This is a genomic window from Kitasatospora sp. NPDC002227 (genome assembly GCF_040296285.1).
GTDB lineage: Bacteria > Actinomycetota > Actinomycetes > Streptomycetales > Streptomycetaceae > Kitasatospora.
The window spans coordinates 1-18,829 of the sequence record NZ_JBEOWY010000033.1; the positions used below are offsets into that span (position 1 = coordinate 1).

17 protein-coding genes are annotated in these 18,829 nt (G+C 72.1%); 9 read left to right on the forward strand and 8 right to left on the reverse strand.

Translation table 11 applies throughout. The features are described from left to right. Nucleotides 1-44 precede the first annotated feature (44 nt). The 9 genes from ABT095_RS25665 (at nt 45) to ABT095_RS25705 (ending at nt 6,101) form a co-directional block, all read left to right on the forward strand. Nucleotides 45-1,031, forward strand: a complete 987-nt coding sequence (locus ABT095_RS25665; RefSeq protein WP_350531854.1) for a DNA cytosine methyltransferase — start codon at nt 45-47, stop codon at nt 1,029-1,031. Further along, entirely contained in the window at nt 1,031-1,297 is a 267-nt protein-coding gene (locus ABT095_RS25670; protein WP_350531855.1) for a hypothetical protein, read from the forward strand. Before ABT095_RS25665 ends, ABT095_RS25670 begins: the two co-directional genes overlap by 1 nt. A gap of 57 nt (nt 1,298-1,354) precedes the next feature. Continuing rightward, nucleotides 1,355-1,777 carry a Fe(II)-2OG oxygenase family protein gene (locus tag ABT095_RS25675; RefSeq protein ID WP_350531856.1) on the forward strand — a complete coding sequence of 141 codons (423 nt, stop codon included), beginning with the start codon at nt 1,355-1,357 and terminating at the stop codon, nt 1,775-1,777. Nucleotides 1,778-2,619: 842 nt separating this feature from the next. Next, nucleotides 2,620-2,997 (forward strand): hypothetical protein, encoded by a 378-nt coding sequence (locus ABT095_RS25680; protein WP_350531857.1) that lies wholly within the window; start codon nt 2,620-2,622, stop codon nt 2,995-2,997. 192 nt (nt 2,998-3,189) lie between these two features. Then, complete coding sequence (locus tag ABT095_RS25685) at nt 3,190-3,513, forward strand: hypothetical protein (RefSeq protein WP_350531858.1); 324 nt, start codon at nt 3,190-3,192, stop codon at nt 3,511-3,513. A 14-nt stretch (nt 3,514-3,527) separates the two neighbouring features. After that, a complete protein-coding gene (locus ABT095_RS25690) occupies nt 3,528-3,668 on the forward strand; it encodes a hypothetical protein (RefSeq protein ID WP_350531859.1) in 141 nt (46 codons plus the stop codon). A 102-nt stretch (nt 3,669-3,770) separates the two neighbouring features. After that, nucleotides 3,771-4,079, forward strand: coding sequence for a hypothetical protein (locus ABT095_RS25695; protein WP_350531860.1), 309 nt, complete (start codon nt 3,771-3,773; stop codon nt 4,077-4,079). Nucleotides 4,080-4,142: 63 nt separating this feature from the next. Next, the gene (locus ABT095_RS25700) at nt 4,143-5,168 is read left to right on the forward strand and encodes an N-6 DNA methylase (protein ID WP_350531861.1); all 1,026 of its coding nucleotides are present in this window, start codon (nt 4,143-4,145) and stop codon (nt 5,166-5,168) included. 162 nt (nt 5,169-5,330) lie between these two features. Next, the gene (locus tag ABT095_RS25705) at nt 5,331-6,101 is read left to right on the forward strand and encodes a hypothetical protein (RefSeq protein ID WP_350531862.1); all 771 of its coding nucleotides are present in this window, start codon (nt 5,331-5,333) and stop codon (nt 6,099-6,101) included. Nucleotides 6,102-6,600: 499 nt separating this feature from the next. On the opposite strand, the gene ABT095_RS25710 is transcribed toward ABT095_RS25705, so the two are convergent. From ABT095_RS25710 to ABT095_RS25745, 8 genes are all read right to left on the reverse strand, one after another. Further along, on the reverse strand, nt 6,601-7,869 hold the full coding sequence (locus ABT095_RS25710) for a TIGR02679 family protein (protein WP_350531863.1): 1,269 nt from the start codon (nt 7,867-7,869) through the stop codon (nt 6,601-6,603). A 2-nt stretch (nt 7,870-7,871) separates the two neighbouring features. Continuing rightward, nucleotides 7,872-12,026 (reverse strand): TIGR02680 family protein, encoded by a 4,155-nt coding sequence (locus tag ABT095_RS25715; protein ID WP_350531864.1) that lies wholly within the window; start codon nt 12,024-12,026, stop codon nt 7,872-7,874. Further along, the gene (locus ABT095_RS25720) at nt 12,023-13,288 is read right to left on the reverse strand and encodes a TIGR02678 family protein (protein WP_350531865.1); all 1,266 of its coding nucleotides are present in this window, start codon (nt 13,286-13,288) and stop codon (nt 12,023-12,025) included. Before ABT095_RS25720 ends, ABT095_RS25715 begins: the two co-directional genes overlap by 4 nt. Then, entirely contained in the window at nt 13,281-14,885 is a 1,605-nt protein-coding gene (locus ABT095_RS25725; protein ID WP_350531866.1) for a TIGR02677 family protein, read from the reverse strand. Before ABT095_RS25725 ends, ABT095_RS25720 begins: the two co-directional genes overlap by 8 nt. 106 nt (nt 14,886-14,991) lie before the next feature. Next, entirely contained in the window at nt 14,992-16,125 is a 1,134-nt protein-coding gene (locus ABT095_RS25730) for an MFS transporter (protein WP_350531867.1), read from the reverse strand. A 49-nt stretch (nt 16,126-16,174) separates the two neighbouring features. Next, nucleotides 16,175-17,149: a hypothetical protein gene (locus ABT095_RS25735; RefSeq protein ID WP_350531868.1), complete on the reverse strand. Its 975-nt coding sequence runs from the start codon at nt 17,147-17,149 to the stop codon at nt 16,175-16,177. Nucleotides 17,150-17,217: 68 nt separating this feature from the next. Further along, nucleotides 17,218-17,904: an O-methyltransferase gene (locus ABT095_RS25740; protein ID WP_350531869.1), complete on the reverse strand. Its 687-nt coding sequence runs from the start codon at nt 17,902-17,904 to the stop codon at nt 17,218-17,220. A 16-nt stretch (nt 17,905-17,920) separates the two neighbouring features. Further along, on the reverse strand, nt 17,921-18,829 hold the full coding sequence (locus ABT095_RS25745; RefSeq protein ID WP_350531870.1) for a TauD/TfdA family dioxygenase: 909 nt from the start codon (nt 18,827-18,829) through the stop codon (nt 17,921-17,923).

Sequence of the window (18,829 nt, forward strand, 5' to 3'; positions counted from 1 at the left end):
TCGGGCACCTTCATCACTCGCACGGCCGGAACCATACGCACCCCGTGCGACCGACACAGTCGCTGAATCAGGTGATCTGTCCAGATAACTTCGTCTTCACCCCGAAGGGCGCACGCAAGCCCGACCTCTCGCCGCGCCCCTGGGCCTGGTGCTTCGAGTGCGACACCAACGTGAAGGCCCGCCAGAGCTGGCGCGACCCGAAGGTCAAGGTCGGCCGGTACGGCATCCAGTACGACTACCGGTGCCCCAACCGCCGGTGCCGTCACGCGATCGTCGAGCCGTACGTGCGCCCGGCCGCCACCGCGATCGACTGGACCAACCTCGGCACCCGCATCGGTCAGCGCCGCACCCCACTGGCCCCCACCACGATGTCGCGCATCCGCGCCGGGCTGGAGATGTACCCCCACCGGCCGAGCACACTGACCATCACCCACGGCAAGGACGGCGACGCCCGCGCCTTCGACCCCAACGCCCGCCCGCTGCCCACCCGTTCGACCAAGCAGGGCGAGGCGCTGCTCGTCCCCGCCGGCGGCAGTTGGAACACCGACGCGGCCCACACCGACGCTCCACTGCGCGCCAGGACCACCCGAGAGAGCGAAGCCCTGGTGACCCTCCCCGAGCCGTACATCGTGGAGTACCGCAACCACTCCACCGCCAACCCGGTCAGCTCGCCTCTCGCCGGGCTCACCGCCCAAGGCAACCACCACGCCCTGGTGGTGCCTGGCGGGCAGATCGCCGACCTGCACCACAACACCCTGGTGATCCCGTACCGCAAGGGCGCATCCAGGACCGCAGGGCACCCCTTCCACACGTTCGGCACCAAGTCCTCCGCCGCGGTAGTCCGCTCGGCGCCCGACCTCGACGACTGCCGCTTCCGGATGCTTCAGCCACGGGAGCAACTGCTCGGCCAGCGATTCCCCGCCGACTACATCGTCTTCGGCAGCTCGGCCGCCCAGACCATGCAGGCCGGCAATGCCGTCTCGGTCAACGTCGCCCGGTGGATCGGCACCCAGGTCCAGGCAGTGCTCTGATGACCTTCCCCCGCCGCCCCGCCCTGTCGCTGCGCCGACTGCGCCTCACCGTCCTGGACGGACCCCGTCCGGCGCTCCACCTCACCGACAGCGCCGACCCCCACTGCCGCCACTGCAACGGCGAAGGCGGATGGATCGGCGGCCAGCACTGGGACGCCTGGACGCCCTGCACCTGCTGGCGGCCCGACTGGATGCTCCGGCTGCTGCCGCTGCCGCGCCGCTGGGCCGACCGCCGACACCCCATCGACCGCCGCTTCCACCGCTGACCCCAGCGCCCCGCCCCGCCTCGACCAGGCGGGGCGGGGCCCGAAAGGAATCCGCCCATGGCCTACTCCGCGCTGCCCGTCACCGAAGTCTTCAAGCCCGCCTGCTACGGGAACACGCGCTTCGCCCCCAGCGACGAGGAGCGCACCAGCTCAGCCCTCCTGAAGCTGGTGATGGACCTACTGCCCACCTGCGGCCCCTGCCCGGTGCGGGCACGCTGCATCTACCAGGTGCGGCCCAGGCCCTCGAAGTTCGACGGTGTCGCCGGCGGCCGGATCTGGTTCCACGGGGACGTCATCGCCACCGTCGAGGGAGCCGACGACCGTGAGCTGCCCTCCGCCCTGGTGCGCCGCGAACTCTGCGGAACCTCACAGGGCGTCAAGAAGCACTACACCAACGGCGAGCGGTACTGCGATGCCTGCCGGACCTACAAGGAGAAGGCGGACGCCTCCGAACCCGTCCAGCTCCAGCTCGCCGTCTGATCACCCTGCTGCCGACCCGCCCCTGACCGACTCAGGGGCGGAACCTCCCACAGCTGTCCGGATGGGGCCGACAGCTGCCCCCGGGCCGGAACTCCGGCCCGGGCCAGCACACCGCCACGAGGAACACCGTGAACACAGCCACCGCCGAGGCGACCCGGGGCCCCATCCCCCTGGTGATCGGCCTGGATCTCTCCCTGACCTCCACCGGCATCGCCGGGGTCGACTGGGCATGCGCACTGCGGCCGAAGGCCGGTCTGCGCGGCCACCCGCGCATCGACTGGCACCTGCGGGAGATCGACGACCGAACCCGCGCCGCCGACCTCGTGATGGTTGAAGGGCCCGCACACCGCCACGGAGGACAGGCCGGCCACCACGAGCTCGCCGGGTTGTGGTGGCACGTCACCCAGTCCCTGTGGCGGCGGGGGGATCGCGTACGCCGTCGTCCCGCCGGTCTCCCGGATCATCTACGCCTGCGGGGTCGCCAACCCCGCCAAGGAGTACCCAGCCAAGGAGCGGGCCCGGGTCGCCAAAGGGATGGTGCGGGACGCAGTTGCGACCCGCTTCGGCCTTGAGTGCGAGGGCGCAGGCCGGTACGACATGGCTGACGCCGGAGTGATGGCGCACATGGGCCGGGACTGGCTTGGCCACGCCGCGGTGCCGATGCCGGCCAGTCACCGCCGGGCCCTGCAAGGAGTGGCCTGGCCGCAGCTCCCCCTGGAGTCACCGCCCACGGGGGACTGTCCGGATAGTGAGATTCCTGGGTGACGCTGGACCCTCCAGCTCAATGCGTATAGAATTAAGTTATAAGAACGGAGGGAGGAGCCCCCCGAGAAAGGGGAACCGTGAACCACGAACAGGCGTCGCCCGCCAGCCCCGAGCGGGTCAAGCCGGCGGAGGAACTCGAGGCCGGGCGCCACGCCGCCGACCACCTGCACGACGGACCGCACTTCGCGAGCGTCATCGAAGGCGCCTACGGGCTCGACCCCGACGCGGCGCAGCGCACTGCCGACATCGTCGAACAGTCGCTCTACGCGGCCTGGAGCCGCAACTCCCAGGGGCAGCACCTGGAGGAGTGGACCGCCCAGGTACCCCAGTCGGCCCTGCGGCTGGCGGTCGACCTTGCTGCACTCGGCGCGGGCGACTACTTCGAGGCCCAGCACCAGCTGCGCCTGACGCGCGTCGTCCTGGGCGACCTGGCCGCCAGACTCCGGGGCATCTGAGTCCGCCGGGGCGGAGCCATGGAGCTCCGCCCCGGCCTCGCCCCCGGTCCGACCACGTACCGACGGCGGACAACCCGCAGCTTGTGGTCCAGAACCGTCCCGACCCGGATCGACCAACGGCCGCAACCCCATCGCCCTCTCCTCTTGCAGCCACACGCCGGCCCCCGGCCACCCATCGCCTACGGAGAACCCATGTCCGACATCCTCGTCGCCGTCGACCAGCACACCACCCTGCGCCCGATCTTCGACCCCGTCGTCCGCATCTTCACCGTCCAACTCCTCCGGGGCGGGGGCGTCATCACAACCTTCGGCGAGAGGAACGGCGACACCGTCATGACCCACCCGGACGACGCCGCCGACGTCATCCACGACTTCCTGGAGAGCGTTGGCGCCGCCCCGCTGGACGAGCGGACCTTCGGCCTCTTCTGCCGCGCCCTGATCATGGCCAAGGGCGGCCCGGACGCCGCCCTGCTGAAGATGGCCGAAGCCAACCCCCAGGGCTTCCTCGTCCTCTGACCACGGTGGCCCCGATGCTCACGGCCACGACGGCCCTCACCTGCCCGCAGTGCGCGATGCCCATCGCCCCTAGCGATGCCACCGACCTCATCGACGACGAGCTCTGCTGCGAAGACTGCGTCATCGCTTACCGGTACGCGACCAGCGGACTGTGAAGCGGCTGAGGCTCTGAGCGAACCGGCCTGCGAGGCGGCCGTGAGTGCACAGCCATACCCCAAATGCGCACAAAATTAAGCCACTAAGAGTCAGGGGTCACCATGCACGCCACCCTCAACCGCCAGGTACCGAGCCACCACCAGCACGCCGTCGGCCAGATCCTCCGCACCCCACACCTCAACGGCCCCCGCGACCTCGCCGAGCAACTGCTCGACAAGGCCACCGTCACCGCCTGGGCCCTCCGGCCCGACGGACTCGCAGCGATCACCCTCAGCCAGTACGCCGACCTAGTCCTGTTCGACTGCTACCCCCTCGCACTCAAGCACGCCCTCCTCCACCGCGGCGACCGCCGACACATCCGCACCGTCGCCGACGAGATCACCCGCCGGATCAACCGGCGCTTCGCCTGACCCACCACCGGCGAACTCAGCAACCACCGGCCACCACGACCAAGACCACCGACCGGAGCGCCCATGCAACTCGACTTCTTCGCCCAAGTCCCCGAAACCCGAACGGCACCCAAGGCCCGAAAGCCCGAACCCACACGCAAGAAACTGCTCGAGGAAGCCACGGCCACCCGCCAGGCCACCCACGCAGCCGTACCGCCCCGGCTGCAGAAGGCCCGCGCCATCCGCTTCCCGGGCAAGCCACACGACGCGGCATTCGAGCTTGCCGAGGCAGTTGCCCGCGCCTGGTACAAGGCAGCCGGCAATCACCGCTTCGATATCGCCATCGGAGCCGTCGCCGGGGTCGCCCTCTGGCCCCTCAAGGGCCGCCACGTCGCACCGCTTGTCGCCGACTGGTGGCGCAGCCTCAACGAGACCGACACCCTCACGGCCCTGGAGGAATGCTTTGCCCGCTGGTGGATCGCCCGCCCCGACCTCATCGAGTGCGCCCGCCCCGTGCACGAATGGCTGACCGACGCCGACACCCGCACCAAGTTCGCCTTGCCGGTCCGCGCCGCGATCCACGCGGCCCTGGACACTGGACTGCTCGACCTGCACGGCGACGACGACCCGAACTACTCGTCCGCCGCCGACACCCTCGGCTTCCTCCTCACCAACTTCAGGACGACCGGGCAGCGCGACGCCCTTGCCGAGTTCCACACACCACCAGAAGTCGCCGAGATGATGGCCCGCTTCACACTCGAAGGCCAACCGATCAAGCCCGGCATGTCCTTCGACGACCCCTGCGCAGGAACCGGCGGCATGCACCGCGCCCTCGTTCAGATCCTCCTGGAGCACAACCTGACCCCGGCAGACTTCGCCTGGTCCATGACCGACATCGACCCGCTCGCCGCCGCCTGCTGTGCCCTCAACGCGATCCTCTGGAACCTTGGCCCCAACGTCCTCGTCTGGTGCGGTGACACCCTCGCCGAAGGCAACGGCCCCCAGCGGGCCGCAGAGCGGCGACTCAAGGTGATCCAGCACCGCGACCAGCAAGTCCGGCTCGCAAAGATGCACGTGCTGATGCGCACCGCTCACACCCAAGCAGCCTGACCCCTGGCCGGCGAACACGAGGAACACTCATACGCCAAATGCGTACAGAAATAAGCAATATCGAGACGGTGGCGCGCCCGCACCTCTAGCGCGCCGCCACGGCCAACCAAGCATGCCGGAGGTAAACCCCGCCCCCGGCGTCCCATCGACACAAGGAGCCCCGTGAACCACACCCACGCCAGCATGAACGCACTCCTCACGACCCCCACGGAGCCCGGCCAAGAGCCCGTGGCCGGCTACCTTCTCTGGAAGACCCTCGCCGACCACGGCCTCAACCTCGGACTTGTCTACAGTGGCGGCGGCTGCTGGGCCATCACCATCCCCGTACCCGGCGGCGGACAGATAGCGATCGCCGACGACGGCACCGTCGGCCACCTGGCAAAGGAAGGCCAGGGGTGGGTCGCGCTCTACTACCCCACGCCCACCGACCGCGGCATCTGGCACGAGGTCTACACGAGCACCGAGGGCATCGACTACGAGGTCGACACGATCGCGTGCGTCGCTGCCATCACCACGTGGCTGGCCGCCCGCCCCGGGGGTACTCGCCAGGGTGAAAACGGTGGGCGTAGCCAGGCTCACCGAACCCTGGAGTCCGCCCTCGCAGACGAACTCGCCCCCGGGGAAGACCCGATCGCCGGACGCCACCTCTACCAGGCCCTCCTGAAGGCGAACCTGAAGGCCGAGCCCATGTACACCGGCGGCGGCTGCTTCGCCCTCCAGCTCGACGCCCCAGGCGGCGACATACTCCTCACGGACGACGGCGCCCAGATCGTCCACCCTGCCAGCGAGCACACCTACTGGAAGGCATCCTTCTATCCCGACCTGGAAGAGTCCGAGAGCGAGCCGATCTACGACGGTGCCGACAGCAACTCGCACGCCGACGACACCGCCGCCTGCGTTCAGGCCGTCGTCACCTGGCTCGCCACCCACTAGCTACTCCCGTCACCGCCTGGCCAGCCTCGGCCGGACCGATCGCCCGAAAGTTGGCCTTGCCGTGATGCGGGCGCTAGATTCAGACCAGACATAAGTCCCGCAGCTGCGGGCAGAGGGCTCCATCCCTGGGTGCTAGGGATGGAGCCCTTTTGCATCGGAAGGGCAATCCGTTGGACGGCGTTTCGGCGAGCCGCAGGAGGCCAGGTCAGGGGCTCCTGCGCCGGGCATCCGCCAGTCAGCCCGCCCTCCTGGGAACGCTCTGGGAACGACGAGGCAGTGCATTGCAGTGCGATCCGGTGCAGGCCGAACTGGTGATCACGCCTCTGACCTGCGATGCAGTGCAATCCGATGCATGACGGGCCATCAAGTGGCGCTGTCCTGGCGAGCTCGTAATGCGTAGGTCTCGGGTTCGAATCCCGAAAGCGGCTCCATGGTGAACCCCAGGTCAGGCCTCTGACCTGGGGTTCTTTGCCGTCTTTGGCAGAGTGGAGGTCATGGCTCACTGTGCTGGTCCGGGAGTCTTGGACGGGTGGAGGTCGGCGAGCAGGTGGTCGAGGAGGTGTTCCTCCTCGATGCGGAGGGCGTGCTCGCGGATGGCGGAGGAGAGGGGTGGATCCCAGGGGGTGGGGGCGGGGATGCCGGTGGTGAGGGGGGTGCCGAGGCCGTGGTGGACGGCGGCGAGGTAGGCGGGGGTGTCGTAGCGCCAAGGGGTGGCGCCGGGGAGGCGTAGGACGGTGGTGGCGATGCGGACGCCGCCCCAGTCGAAGTCGCCGTGGTAGGCGAGGAGGGAGCCCTGGGCGGCCATGGCGGTGAGCAGGCTCCGGGCGGCGACGGAGGGGTTGCCCTCGACGCAGACCAGGGGTGGGCAGTCCGGCCCGTATGCGTCGGCGGCAGCGGCGAGGATCGCGGGGTTCTCGCAGATGTGGACCGTGCGCCCGCGCAGTCCGAGGTCGAGGGGCTGCCGGGTCAGCTGGCGGAGGGTCAGCAGGCAGGGTTCGCCGCCCTCGGCGGCGGCGGTGAGGATGCGGCCGGTCGGGCTGGCAGGAGAGCCGGGCAGGTTCAGCACGAGGACGCGTGAGGAGAGTTCGTCCAGTGCCACGCCGACGGAGGCCCAGGTGGCTCGGCGGCCCTCGGCTCCGGCGGGCAGTTCGACGGCGACGAGCGCCCGGACTGCGGAGTGGACGAGTGTGGCGAGCGGGCGGCCCTGGTCCAGGGCGTGGGCGTCGCCGAGGGTGCGGGCGGCGAGGACAGGGAGGGTGAGGCCGTCGGCAGGCAGGTGGGACAGCACCAGGGTGGTGTCTGCGGCCAGCTTCCGAGCGGCTTCGGGGTCGCTGCCGGAGAGCCGTTTGAGCAGGCCGTTGGCCGTCACGTGAGTGCGCCAGGCAGCGAGTTCGGGCCGGCCGGTGACCGAGGGGTGGTCGAGTTCGGCCTCTGCGCGTTGCCAGGCGGCCGAGGACGCGGCTTCCTGCGCACGGCGGTCGGCCACAGGGCCGGTCAGTGCAATCACGGCTGCCGCGAGGCCGGCCGGGCAGACTCCGCTGGCCCGGAGCACGGCGTCGACGGAGCCCAGTGGGACGGACAGCGAGCGCCCTTGGCGTGGGGGACGGCCCAGCAGCCGTGCAGCAGCGGTCCGTTGGGCGTCCGTCGCGCCGGTCAGGGTGACGGTGCCGTCGAGGGGGCGTCCGTCTGCCAGACGTCGGCGGGCGCGGTCGAGGAGCCAGGCGAGTTCGGGGCCGCCGAGCAGGCGTTGGAGGCGGGGGAGGTCCATGGTCAGGCGAACAGGCCTTCCTGCGGCGGGCCGGGAGCCTCGGCTTGGGAGTCTTGGGAGGCTCGGGAGGCTTCGGCGCCTTCCAAAGCGTCGGGCACCCGCGTCCGGTGGTGGCCGTCCCACACCCAGTGGGTGACCAGAACGGCGGCGATCTCGTCGACACGGGAGAGCTGGGCGATCGCCAGGCCCGGGACCTGGGGGTAGCAGCCCCACTCGCGTTCCGAGGTCATCACCACGTCCAGGTCGAAGGCAGCGAGCAGACCGAGGGACTTGGCCCGGGAGTCGTCGTCGACGCCGGCGAAGGCCTCGTCCAGGGTAACTAGGCGTGGGGCGTGCGGGTTTCCGGCCGAGGCGTAGTGCGAGGAGGCGGCCGCGAACAGCGGGAGCGAGACGGAGAGTACCCGTTCGCCGCCCGAGGCCGGGCCGGCAGCGGACTGCCACTTGCCGTGCTGGTGGCGTTCGATGCCGAACTCGTGCCAGGAGCGGTAGTCCAGGGCGGTGGTGAGGTGTTCGAGCCAGGTGCCGGAGGGGTTGTCGGTGCGGGCCCGGTCGATCTGGGCCTGGAGGAACTCGCCGAGGGCGGTGCGGTCGGCGTCCGTCCAGGCGTCGGAGGACTGGCGCAGCAGGCGTTGGCGGGCGGAGGCGAGGCCGCCGGGTGCGTTTCGGGCGGGGCGCCAGACCAGTCGCAGGAGCATGCCGGTGCTGGTCGGGCGGTCCTTGAGCTCCTCGTTCATCCGCAGCACCTGGCCGTCGGCTGCCCCGACCAGCTCCTGGAGGGTGCCGGCCACCTCGGTGATCAGGTGGTTCTCGAGGATCTCCTGCTCGCGTGCGGAGAGCAGCTGCTGCCGGTCGGCGACCTCGGTGGTGAGCGCGGCGGCCAGCTCGGGGACGGAGCGCTCCCGGCCCTGGAAGACGATGTCCACGATCAGGCCGTCGTCGAGCAGCCGGGCCGTCGCCGTGTGGCCGTGGCGGGACAGGGCGTCGGCGAGGTTCTTGTGCTCCTCCATGATCCGCTGCTGGGTACGCTCCCAGACCGGGTCGGAGTCGTTCACCGGCTCCAGCTCACGTTCGACCGCGCGGGCGAGCCGGACGGCGGGTTCGGGTGCCCACGAGCCTGCATCGGTCTCCAGGTCGGGCAGGGCGACGGCGAGCAGGCCGGTGGAGGCGAAGCGGCGAAGTGCGTCGATGGCCTCGGCGCGGGTGCGGCCGGTCTCCTCGATCTGTTCGCGGACCCGGTCGCGCAGGGCGTCGGCCGCGGCCCGGCGCCCGACGGCATCGGTCTGTTCGCGGCGGGCGGTGCGTTCGTCCTCGTCGCAGCCGCGCAGGGCCGCCGACACCTCGGCCAGCAGGCGTTGCAACTCGGCGACGGCGGCGCCGACCGTGGCGGCCAGTGTCTCGTGGCGTTCGCCGGCGGCGACGGCCTCCCTGGCCGCCGTACGCGAGCGCTCGGTGAGCTCGGCGGTGTGCTCGGCGGCCCGGGTGTGTTCGCCTTCCTCGGCGGCCAGTGCGGCCAGGGCGGCCCGGGATTCGCGGACGGACGGCCAGAGACCGGCCAGCGCCTCGCGGTAGCGGCCGAGGGCCTCGCGGATGTCGCGCAGGCCGGCGGCGGTGGCGGGAAGACCGAGCTCCTCGGTGAGGGAGCGGAGTTCGGCGGTGGCCAGGTCGGCGGCGGTGGTGGCCTCGCCGGCCGCGCGGTCGGCCGCCTCGCGGCGCTCGGCGGTGCGCGCGTGTTCGCGGTGAGCGGCCGACACGGCGGCGTGCGCGCCGCGCAGGGCGGAGTCGTCCGGCAGGGCGGCCTGCTCGGCCGCCAGGGTGTGCAGGCCTGCGCCCAGAGTGTCGAAGCCCGCGGCGATGTTCTCCAAGCGGCCTTCGAGCTCAGCCAGTTCGGTGTCGATGGCGGCGATCCGGGCGCGCCGGGCCTGCTCCCGGGCGCGCTCGCCGAGGTACTCGGCGGCGGGCTTGGACCAGGCGCCGGTCAGGGTGCCGAGGCGGAACCGGCCGTCGAGGGCGATCCAGCTTCCGGCCTCGGGGAATTCCTCGTCCGGGCCGAGCAGGCCGATGCCGGTCAGCAGCCGGGCGATCAGCTCGTCCGGGAGGCAGGCGGCAGCCAGGTCCTCGCGGTCCACGGCGGGGCGCAGGACGGCAGCCAGTGACCGGCCGGCCACCGGCGCGCCGACGGTCGCCAGGGTGTCCCAGGTGCCGACGGCGGCCACCGTGCCGTCCGGGGCGACCCAGGCGTCGAGCAGTCCGGATGACTCCAGGGCTGCTTCCAGAGCGGCTTTCTGACGGTCCGGCAGATCTCCCGCGAAGTCGACCAGGCGCCACAGTGGAGCGCCGGGGCGCTCCCGCCGGCTCTCCGGGGCGCGGGTGTACGGGGCCCGGGGGCCGGGCTGGCCCCCGGCGCGCAGCTCGGCCGACTCGCTCCGCAGCAGCTCGCGGCGACCCTGTGCCGCCTGCTGTTCGGTCTCCAGCGCGGCCCGGCGCCGGGCGAGTTCGATGCCGGCCGTCTCTGCCGCCCGCTGCGCGGCGGCCCGGGAGGGATCGGCGCCGGACAGTGTCCCGACCCAGTGGGCCAGTTCGTCGAGCGTGCCCTCGGGGTTGGCTGGCCGGAGCATGGTGCAGGTGGCGAAGTGGTTACGGACGGCTACGAGGTAGTCCCGGCCCGCCTGTGCGGCGCCCTCCTCGGACTCGGCCCGCAGCTCGGCCCGGTGGGCCAGTTCCGCGTCCGCCTCCTCCAACCGGCGGCGGGCCCGGTCGAGTTCGCGCGCCGCGTCCTGCGCGGCCGACAGGTGCTGGTCGGCCAGGGCGACTGAGCGGAGCCGGCGGTCGGTGAGCTCGTCGGCACCGTGCCGTGCCGCCTCCGGGGTGTCGCCCGCCGCCAGCGGGCCGCCGACCCGGTCGGTGTGTTCGCGTTCGATCCCGGCCGCGGACGCCTCCTCCCCGGCCAGGCCCAGGGCGGTCGTCAGGGCCCGCTCCGCGGCCTCGGCGCGTGACCTGGCGGCGCCGAGCCGGGCGGCGAACCTGGCCAGCTCGTCTGCGGCCCGGAGCCGGTCCGCCTCGGCCCGTTCGGCATCCCGCGCGGTACGGTCGGCCCGTTCGGCGGCCTGCTCGAGATCGCGGGCGCTGCGCATCTCCGGACCGGCCCGCAGCGCCTCGTTCCGGGCGTGCAGCCCGGTGCGCCGCTGGTCCAGCTCCTCCAGCCTGGCCTCGGCCTCGGCGAGCGCGGCGCCCGCCGCCTTGAAGTCCTGCTCGGCAGTGTTCAGTTCGGCCCGCAGAGCCTCGTAGCGGGCGTGCTGCACGCGGGGGGCACGGGCCTTGCGCCGGGCGGCCACCTGGGCGTACCGGCGGTAGTGCTGGAGGAAGCCGGTGGCGGCGCGCTCGGCGGCGACCATCACCGCCAGCTGCTCCTTCTCCTCGTCCAGCGAGCGGAACGCCTCGGCGACGTCGGCGACCACGGCCTGGTCCATCGGCGGCAGCGACTCGGTGAGCGCCTGCGAGAGCGCCTTCTCGCTGGGGCGCTTGGACAGCTGCGGTTGCCGCAGTTGGACCAGCAGGTCGACCAGGGCCGCGTACCGCTGCTCGCCCAGGCCGAACAGCGCCTCGTCCACCGCCCTGCGGTAGGCCCGTGCCGAGTCGTAGAGCAGGCCCCGGCCGTCCAACGCCTCGGCCAGCCGGTCGCGGCCGATCGCGGCGCCGGTGGAGTCGAGCAGCCGCAGCTCGGGGCCGATCCGCCGGTCGGTGACGAAGAACCAGTGCCGGGCGATACCCCGGCCGCTCACCGCCTTCAGGCCGCAGCCCAGGGTGGTGTACTGCGGGGTGCCGCGCTCGTCGAGGCGGCCGAACTCGATCCAGGTGTAGCCGAGCCGCTCGGGGTGCGGGTGCTCACCGCCGAGGAGGAGGTTCCACTCCATCCGCTTCTTGGGGTCGGCGTCCGGCTCCACCCGGTGCGGGGAGAGGTCGCCGTCCAGCAGGAAGGGCAGGGTCAGGGCGAGCACCTTGGACTTGCCGGTGCCGTTGTTGCCGCGTAGCAGCAGGCGCCCGTCCTGGAAGTGGAACTCCTCGACGTCGTAGTAGAAGAGGTCGACCAGACCGACCCGCAGCGGCTGCCAGCGGGGGCGGCCGGGTGACGGCAGCGGTGTGTCGACGGTCGTCCTCATCGGGTCCTCTTCCCCTTCGTGCTCTTCTTCGCGGTGCTGCGGGGAGCACTCTGGCCCGGCTCCAGCAGGATCGTCTCGCCGACCCGGTAGCGGTCCAGGGCAGGGCGGGGCCGGACGGCGGGGGCGCCGTCGTCGGACTGCACCCGGGCCAGCAGGCCCAACGCCACGAGCCGGTCCACGGCCTGCTCCGTCAGCTCCGTCTCGGCGTCGGGTAGGGTCGCGCTGCGCCGCCAGAAGCCGGCGTGTTCCAATGCCCAGCCGGCCACCCGGTGGTGCAGCTCGGCCAGTGGGACGGTTCCGCCCCGGCCCGCCAGGTACTCGGCGATCAGCAGGGCCACGTGGCCGTCGGTGCCCTGCTCGGGCATCCGCAGGTCCGTCAGGTCGTCGTCCGGGTCGACCATCGCGATCCCCTCGGCCCGTACCTCCGGCACCAGGCCGGTGAGCTCGCTGATCCGCCGGGTCAACGCGCCGCGCTGCGAGGTGAGGTACGCGCTCTCGGCCTCGGACAGCCCGTCCAGGTACAGCACCGGGTCATCGAGCAGCCGCCGGGTCAGCGTGTGCCGCAGCGCCCGGTTGCGCAGCTCGTCGCTGTCCGGCAGGACCTCGGCGTTGAGCTCGGCGAGCCGCTCCTCGAAGCCGCCGGCGTGTACGGTGCTGGGGCCGCGGCGGGAGACCAGCAGCCCGGCCAGTACCCGGCGGTCGACGTCGTACAGGGCGTCCCCGGACGATTTGAGGAACGCCTCCTCGTCGCCGGCGACCTTCGCCAGCACGCCCCAGTGCAGCAGCAGCCGGACCACCGCCACCAGGTCGGCGCGCTGCTCCCGGTCGGCCATGGTGAAGGTGATACCCGCCGCCGTCAGCGCAGGGTCGGCCGCGGTGAGTACCACCTGCTCCGCCAGCCGCCCCAGGGCGATCTGCTGCTCGGCGCGCTCGAGCGAAGCCAGGCACAGGCAGAACAGGACGTAGCGGCGCCGGGAGAACGGGAGCCCGGTGCGCTGGTCCCGGGCCGGGTGGGTGGGATCGTCGCCTTGGCCCGGGATCCGGCGGAGCCTTGCCACCTCGGAGTCGACCAGCAGCGCCCAGCCCGTGTTGCGCTCGAACCAGGTGCGCAGCTCGGCCACGTGCTGCCGGACCAGGCGGAACTCGTCGGCGTGGGACCCGCCTGCGCGCAGCAAGGGGCGGCGCAGCAGCGCCCGTGCGGCCCGCCGGACCTCCTCCGCCCGCTGCGCGGCGAGGGCGTCGCCGAGGCGGTTGTCACTCATGGCCGGCCCCCGTCACTTCACCCGCACTGGTCAGGTCGACGATCTCGACCAGGTGTTCCGGGCCCCACAGCACACCGTCGAGGGTGTCGATCTCGGCAAGCCCCCCGCCGGGCAGTCTGGTCAGCCTGATCTCCATCGTCCCGTCGTTGGTGGTGGTCGAGACCGATGTGGTGCCCGGGCGCCACATCGACAGCGCGTCGCCCAGGAGCAGCAGGAACAGCCGGAAGGCGTCCCGGTCGAGCTCGTCGAGGTCGCTCAGCCGCACCTCGCCCCTGGTGGCCAGGCGGGCCCGGGCCGCCGCGGTCTGTTCGGCCTGTTTGCGGGCCAGTTCGGCCAGGTACGCCCTGGCCTCGTCACGGTTCTGCACGGCCCTGGCCCGGCCGCGCCGCTCGTACGATCCGGTCCGGCGCAGCTGCGGGCTGATCCGTACACCGGGCGCGTCGTACCAGGATGCCGAGGCGGGGACCGGATCGGTGTCCCGCTCGGCCAGGGCCTCCTGGTCGATCGTCAGGTGCCGGGCCGAGTGCAGGCCGAAGGCGGACCGCCACAGCCGGTGGCGGGCGTCGTCGTCCGGGGCCTCGGCGAACCAGCGGGCCAGCTCCCGGAAGTCGGCGGAGCGGTCCGAGCGCCCGGCCCTGCGCTCGTTCAACGCCTGGACCACTGCGAGGAGTTGGGGAATGGCCTGGCGGGCGGCCGAACGCAGCAGCTTGGCCTGGGAGTTGCGCCCCGGCACGCTCAGGAACCACGCCCGCAGGCCGTCCCAGCGCCCCTGCCACCGGGCCCGGGCGGCGGCCAGCGCCTCGGCGGCCGCGTCCGGGGCCGCGTCCGAGGCCTCACGCTCGGCGGCCAGCCGCAGCAGCGGCCCGACCGGGCTCTCCGGCGAGACGCCCAGCTCCTCCAGCAGTCCGGCGATCTCGGCACCCCGGGTCACCAAGTCCTCGATGAACCGCTCCAGGTAGTCGATCAGCCGTTGCTTGTAGGCGAGGAACACCTCGACCTCGGCCTCGTGCAGGTCGACCGTCCGCTGGAGCGAGCCCATGAACGCCCGCGCGTTCTCCGCGAGCCCCGAGAAGCGGTCCACCAGGGCCAGCAGCGACAGGTGCACCACGGTCGGATCGGGATCGGGCCGCCGGGCCAGGGCCAGTACGGCCCGCAGTTGGACCGCGATGTCGGCCAGGGCGACGGCCTGCAGCTCGCCGCGCCGGCCGAGCGCCCCGTCGTACGCGGCCAGCGCCTCCTCGGCGGCTTCGCCTGCGCGGGTCAGCTGGTAGATGTGCCGGGCGCGGTAGAAGTCCTCCAGCGCGGTGACCCGGCTGGTGTCCGGATCGGCTCGGAGGTTGCCCCACTTGGCGAGCTGCTCCAGCGCCTTCGCGACACCGTCGAGCGGCGGACGGACCTCCGGCGGCAGCCCCAGGTGCACGTCCTCCGGACGCAGATGGACGGTGAACTCCTGCTTGGCCCGGACGAACACTCCCATGACCCGCCGGTACAGCGCGCAGTTCTCCGCAGTGAGATGGGCGAACGGCTGGTACGGCTCGCCTGCCCGGCCGGTGCCGCCGACCGGCGGGTTCGCGTGCGGGTCGGCTGCGCTGGTCATGGCGGCCATTGTGCCGGACCGCCGATCGTACGCGCCCGGATTCGCCGAAGCCGGGTACTTGGCCCAGGGCTCCGTGGTAGGCCGCCCGGGCCCGGCCTCGGCAGGGTCAGGCGGACGCCAACCGCAGGTGGCGGCGGGGGGAGTCGAGGGCGAGGGCGCAGGCGATGAGGGTGGCGGCGGTGAGGCAGAGGGTGGTGGGGGTGGTGAAGGTGAGGAGGAGGGCGCCGAGGGTGGCGGCGAGGGCGAGGGCGAGGTAGGAGGTGGTGGAGGTGAGGAGGATGGAGAAGGGGGCGGCGGCGGGTTTGTAGGTGATCAGGCGGTGCTGGATCGGGACGGTGAGGACGGCGCCGGCGAAGCCCCAGGCGAGGGTGGTGGCGAGGGCGAGGGGGAGGTGGTGGGCGGAGAGGGGGGTGAGGGTGAGGGTGGCCAGGGCGGTGAGGGAGGCGAGGCGGATCAGGCGGCGGCTGCCGAGCCGGTCGGTGAGGCGGGTGGAGAGCAGGGTGCCGGCGAGGGCGGCGGTGCCCCAGGTGGAGAGGAGGAGGGCCAGGGGGAGGCCGGGGGAGAAGAGGCCTGCGGCGGCGTAGGTGTAGGGGGTGAGGAGGCCGCAGAAGAGGACGGTGGCCATCAGGAGGGTGTGGCCGATCCGCCAGTCCCGCAGGGGTGAGAGGCCCCGGGCCGGGTGGATCGGGGGTGCGGCCGGGATGCCGGGGGTGAGCAGGGCGACGCCCGCCGCCGCCAGGGCGCCGAGGCTGGCCGTGAGGTACATGGCCAGGCGCCAGTCGGCCAGGGTCGCGAAGGCGACCCCGACCGGGATGCCCAGGGCGGCGGCGGCCGTCGAACCGCCACGGATGGTGGTGAGGGCGAGGCCGCGCCGGTCCGGTGGCACGGTCGACACCGCCGTGATGGTGCCGATCGGCAGGAAGACCGCCCCGCCGACCGCCGCCAGGATGCGGCAGGCCACGACGAGGCCGAAGCCGGGGGCCAGCGCGGTCAGCAGATTGCCGAGCACCAGCAGAGCGAGGCCGGTGAGCATCACCGGCTTGCTCGGCCAGCGCAGCGCGGCCACCACGGCCGGGGAGAGCAGCGCGTGCACCAGCGCGTACGCGATGACCGCCTGCCCGGCGACCGGGATGCCGACGTGCAGTGACCGCGCCACCTGCGGCAGCATTCCGGCCAGCACGAAGCTGTCGGTGCCGACCGCGAAAGTGCCCAGACCCAGTGCGAGCAGACCGGCCCTCATGTGACGCCCCGTTCCATCCATGGTGTTCAGCACCCCGTTCCGGCCGAGGTCAGTTCAGGGCGGGGGAGAGCGGGGCGGAGGTGGCGTGCACCGCGGCCTGGCCGGAGAAGCCCCGGATCAGGCCGAGCAGTTCCTCGTCCAGCATCTCGTCGGCGGTGCGCAGGCTGCCGTCCTCGGCGAACAGCCGGGCCCCGAAGCCCTTGGTGATCTCCAACTGGAGGGCGGCCGCCGGATTGCCCTCGGTGTAGTCGAGGCCGAGCGCCTCGCAGGTGGCGGCCTGGAAGTTGCCGGCCAGCTTGCGGTTGAGCTCCTCGATCTCCTCCAGGAGCACCCGGACCCGGCCGCGCTGCTCCTCGGTGAGGGCGGGGTACAGGAGCTTCATGGCGACGTGGTCGATCTGCACGTGCCGGGCCTCGTCGAGGCCGTGGGTGTGCAGCAGGCGGGTGAAGAAGAACTCCCGCCGCGGGTCGAGGTTGTCGGCCCGGTGCTCGTAGACGGTGATGACGGACTCGCCGACGTAGGCGGAGAGACAGAGCGCGACCAGCTTGACGTACGGGTGGTCGTCGGTGCGGAAGACGTTCAGCCGCTCGGTGAACAGGCCCTCGAAGACCCGGGGTTCGATGCCGGAGAGCTCGCGGGAGTAGCGGTAGAAGGTGTTGGCGTGCTGGATCTCCTCGGCGGCGAAGCAGGAGAGCGCGTGGTGCAGCTCGTGGCCGGTGTTGATCTCGTCGCGCAGGTCGTGCAGCTCGCCCATGACCATGGCCATCACGGTGCTCACGTGCCGCTCGATCTCGGCGAGTTGGGCGAGCTCCTTGGTGATGTAGGCGGCGGCGGCGAGTTCGTGGCCGGACTCGCCGAAGGCGACCTTGGAGAGGTGGTCGAGCTCGGCCGGGGTGGCGGCCTGGGCCCAGTCGAAGGCGTTGGGGTGGAAGGTGTTCACGTGCGCCAGGCGGGTCACGGTGGCGAGTGCGGTCCGGACGGCTTCGGCCACCTCGGTGAACTGGGGGTCGACGGCGGTGCTCATGGCGCGTTGCTCCTTGCACGGTGGGGGAGGGCCCCACCCCGGCGGGCCGGGGTGGGGCCGGGGCGGGGTCAGCCTGCGGGGGTGACCCGGGTGGTGAGCTCGATGCCCTCGCCGAGCGGGAGGTCGATCGAGACGTAGTCGCCGCCCTTGGCGCGCACCACGTCGAGGTACTCCTGCGGCATCATCGAGAGGTTGTCCGCGACGATCACCGTGCCGGGCCGCATCTTCGGCGCCAGGATCTCGAGCAGCGGCAGGCAGAGCTCCTTCCAGCCGTCCAGCAGGACGAAGTCGACCGGCCCGTCCAGGTCGGCCAGCGTCTCGCGGGCGTCGCCCTCGCGGACCTCGACCAGATCGGCCAGCCCGGCGGCCGCCAGGTTCTTTCTGGCCTCGGCGACCTTGCGGGCGTTCATCTCGGAGCCGACGATCGAGCCGGTGCCGTTCTCGCGCAGGGCGGCGGCCAGGTGGATGGTGGAGATCCCGTACGAGGTGCCGAACTCGACCACCCGGGCGGGGCGCAGGGTGCGGACCAGGTGGTGGAGGAACTGGCCGACCTTCGGCTGCACGGGCAGCAGCGCGTCGGTGGTCAGCTCGACGCTCTCCGCCAGCGAGGGCGGCTCCTCGCGGCCCGCGACCAGGGAGAGGGCGTGCTGGACGATGTCGTCGTCGGTGGCGGAGGCCTGGTAGAGCTCGTCGAGGACGCGGCGGACCGCCGGATCGTCGAGCCCGGTGCCTACGGAGGTGGTGGATGCGGTCATCAGGGGCTCCAAGGGGTCAGCGCAGGCCGGGCTTGAGGTAGCTCTGGGCGTTGTAGATGGTGCGGTCCGGGTCGGTGATGGCCCGGCGGCCGTGCATCACCCGGGTGTTGTCGATCAGGGCGACGTCGCCGTGCGCCCAGTCGAGCTCCTCCGTCTCCTCCTCGGTGAGCTTCTCCAGCTCGGCGAGCAGTTCGGCCGGGATCTCGGAGCCGTCGGCGAAGGTGATCGTCGGCGGCTCGTAGTTGTAGGAGGGGCCGAAGATGCTGTTGGCCCAGGAGAGGCGGTCGCCGAAGAGCGTGGTGCGGGCGGCGCCGGTGCGGTAGGAGTAGGTGACCGAGCCGTCCTCGGCGGGGGTGATGGTGGTGGACTCCTGGTCGTTCACCAGGCCGGTGAAGTCCGCGAGGGTGATCTCCTCGCGCGGCTTGGCGCCGCCGAGCTGGTGGAAGACGAAGGCCTTCCACTTGTCCTCCTCGACCCGGCGGCTGTAGACGATCTCCTGGGCGGTGAACGCCGCCCGGGCCTCGTCGCTGGCCCGGGCCCAGACCCGGTACCCGTCGCAGACGGTGGTCTGTGAGCCGGAGGAGGCCGCCTTCTCGCAGAGGAACCAGGTGAGGTCGGGGACGAAGGGGCTGTTGCCGTTCTCGATGTGCAGGCCGAGGGCGTTGACCCCGGCGTCCACCTTCTGGGCGACGTCGCCGCCGTGGAAGGAGCGGGCCGGGTCGAGGGTGACCCGACCGGAGTGCGCCTTCACGAAGGCGGAGAACTCCTCCAGCGAGGGCTCGAAGCCGCGCAGCAGCAGGAAGCCGGAGTCGGCGAGGAGGTCGATGACCGCGGCCGGGTCCAGATCGGCCAGGCGCTGTTGCTCGGCGCCCGGGCGGATCACGCGGCCCGCGCCGTTGCCGTACTGCTCGTGCACCAAGGACAT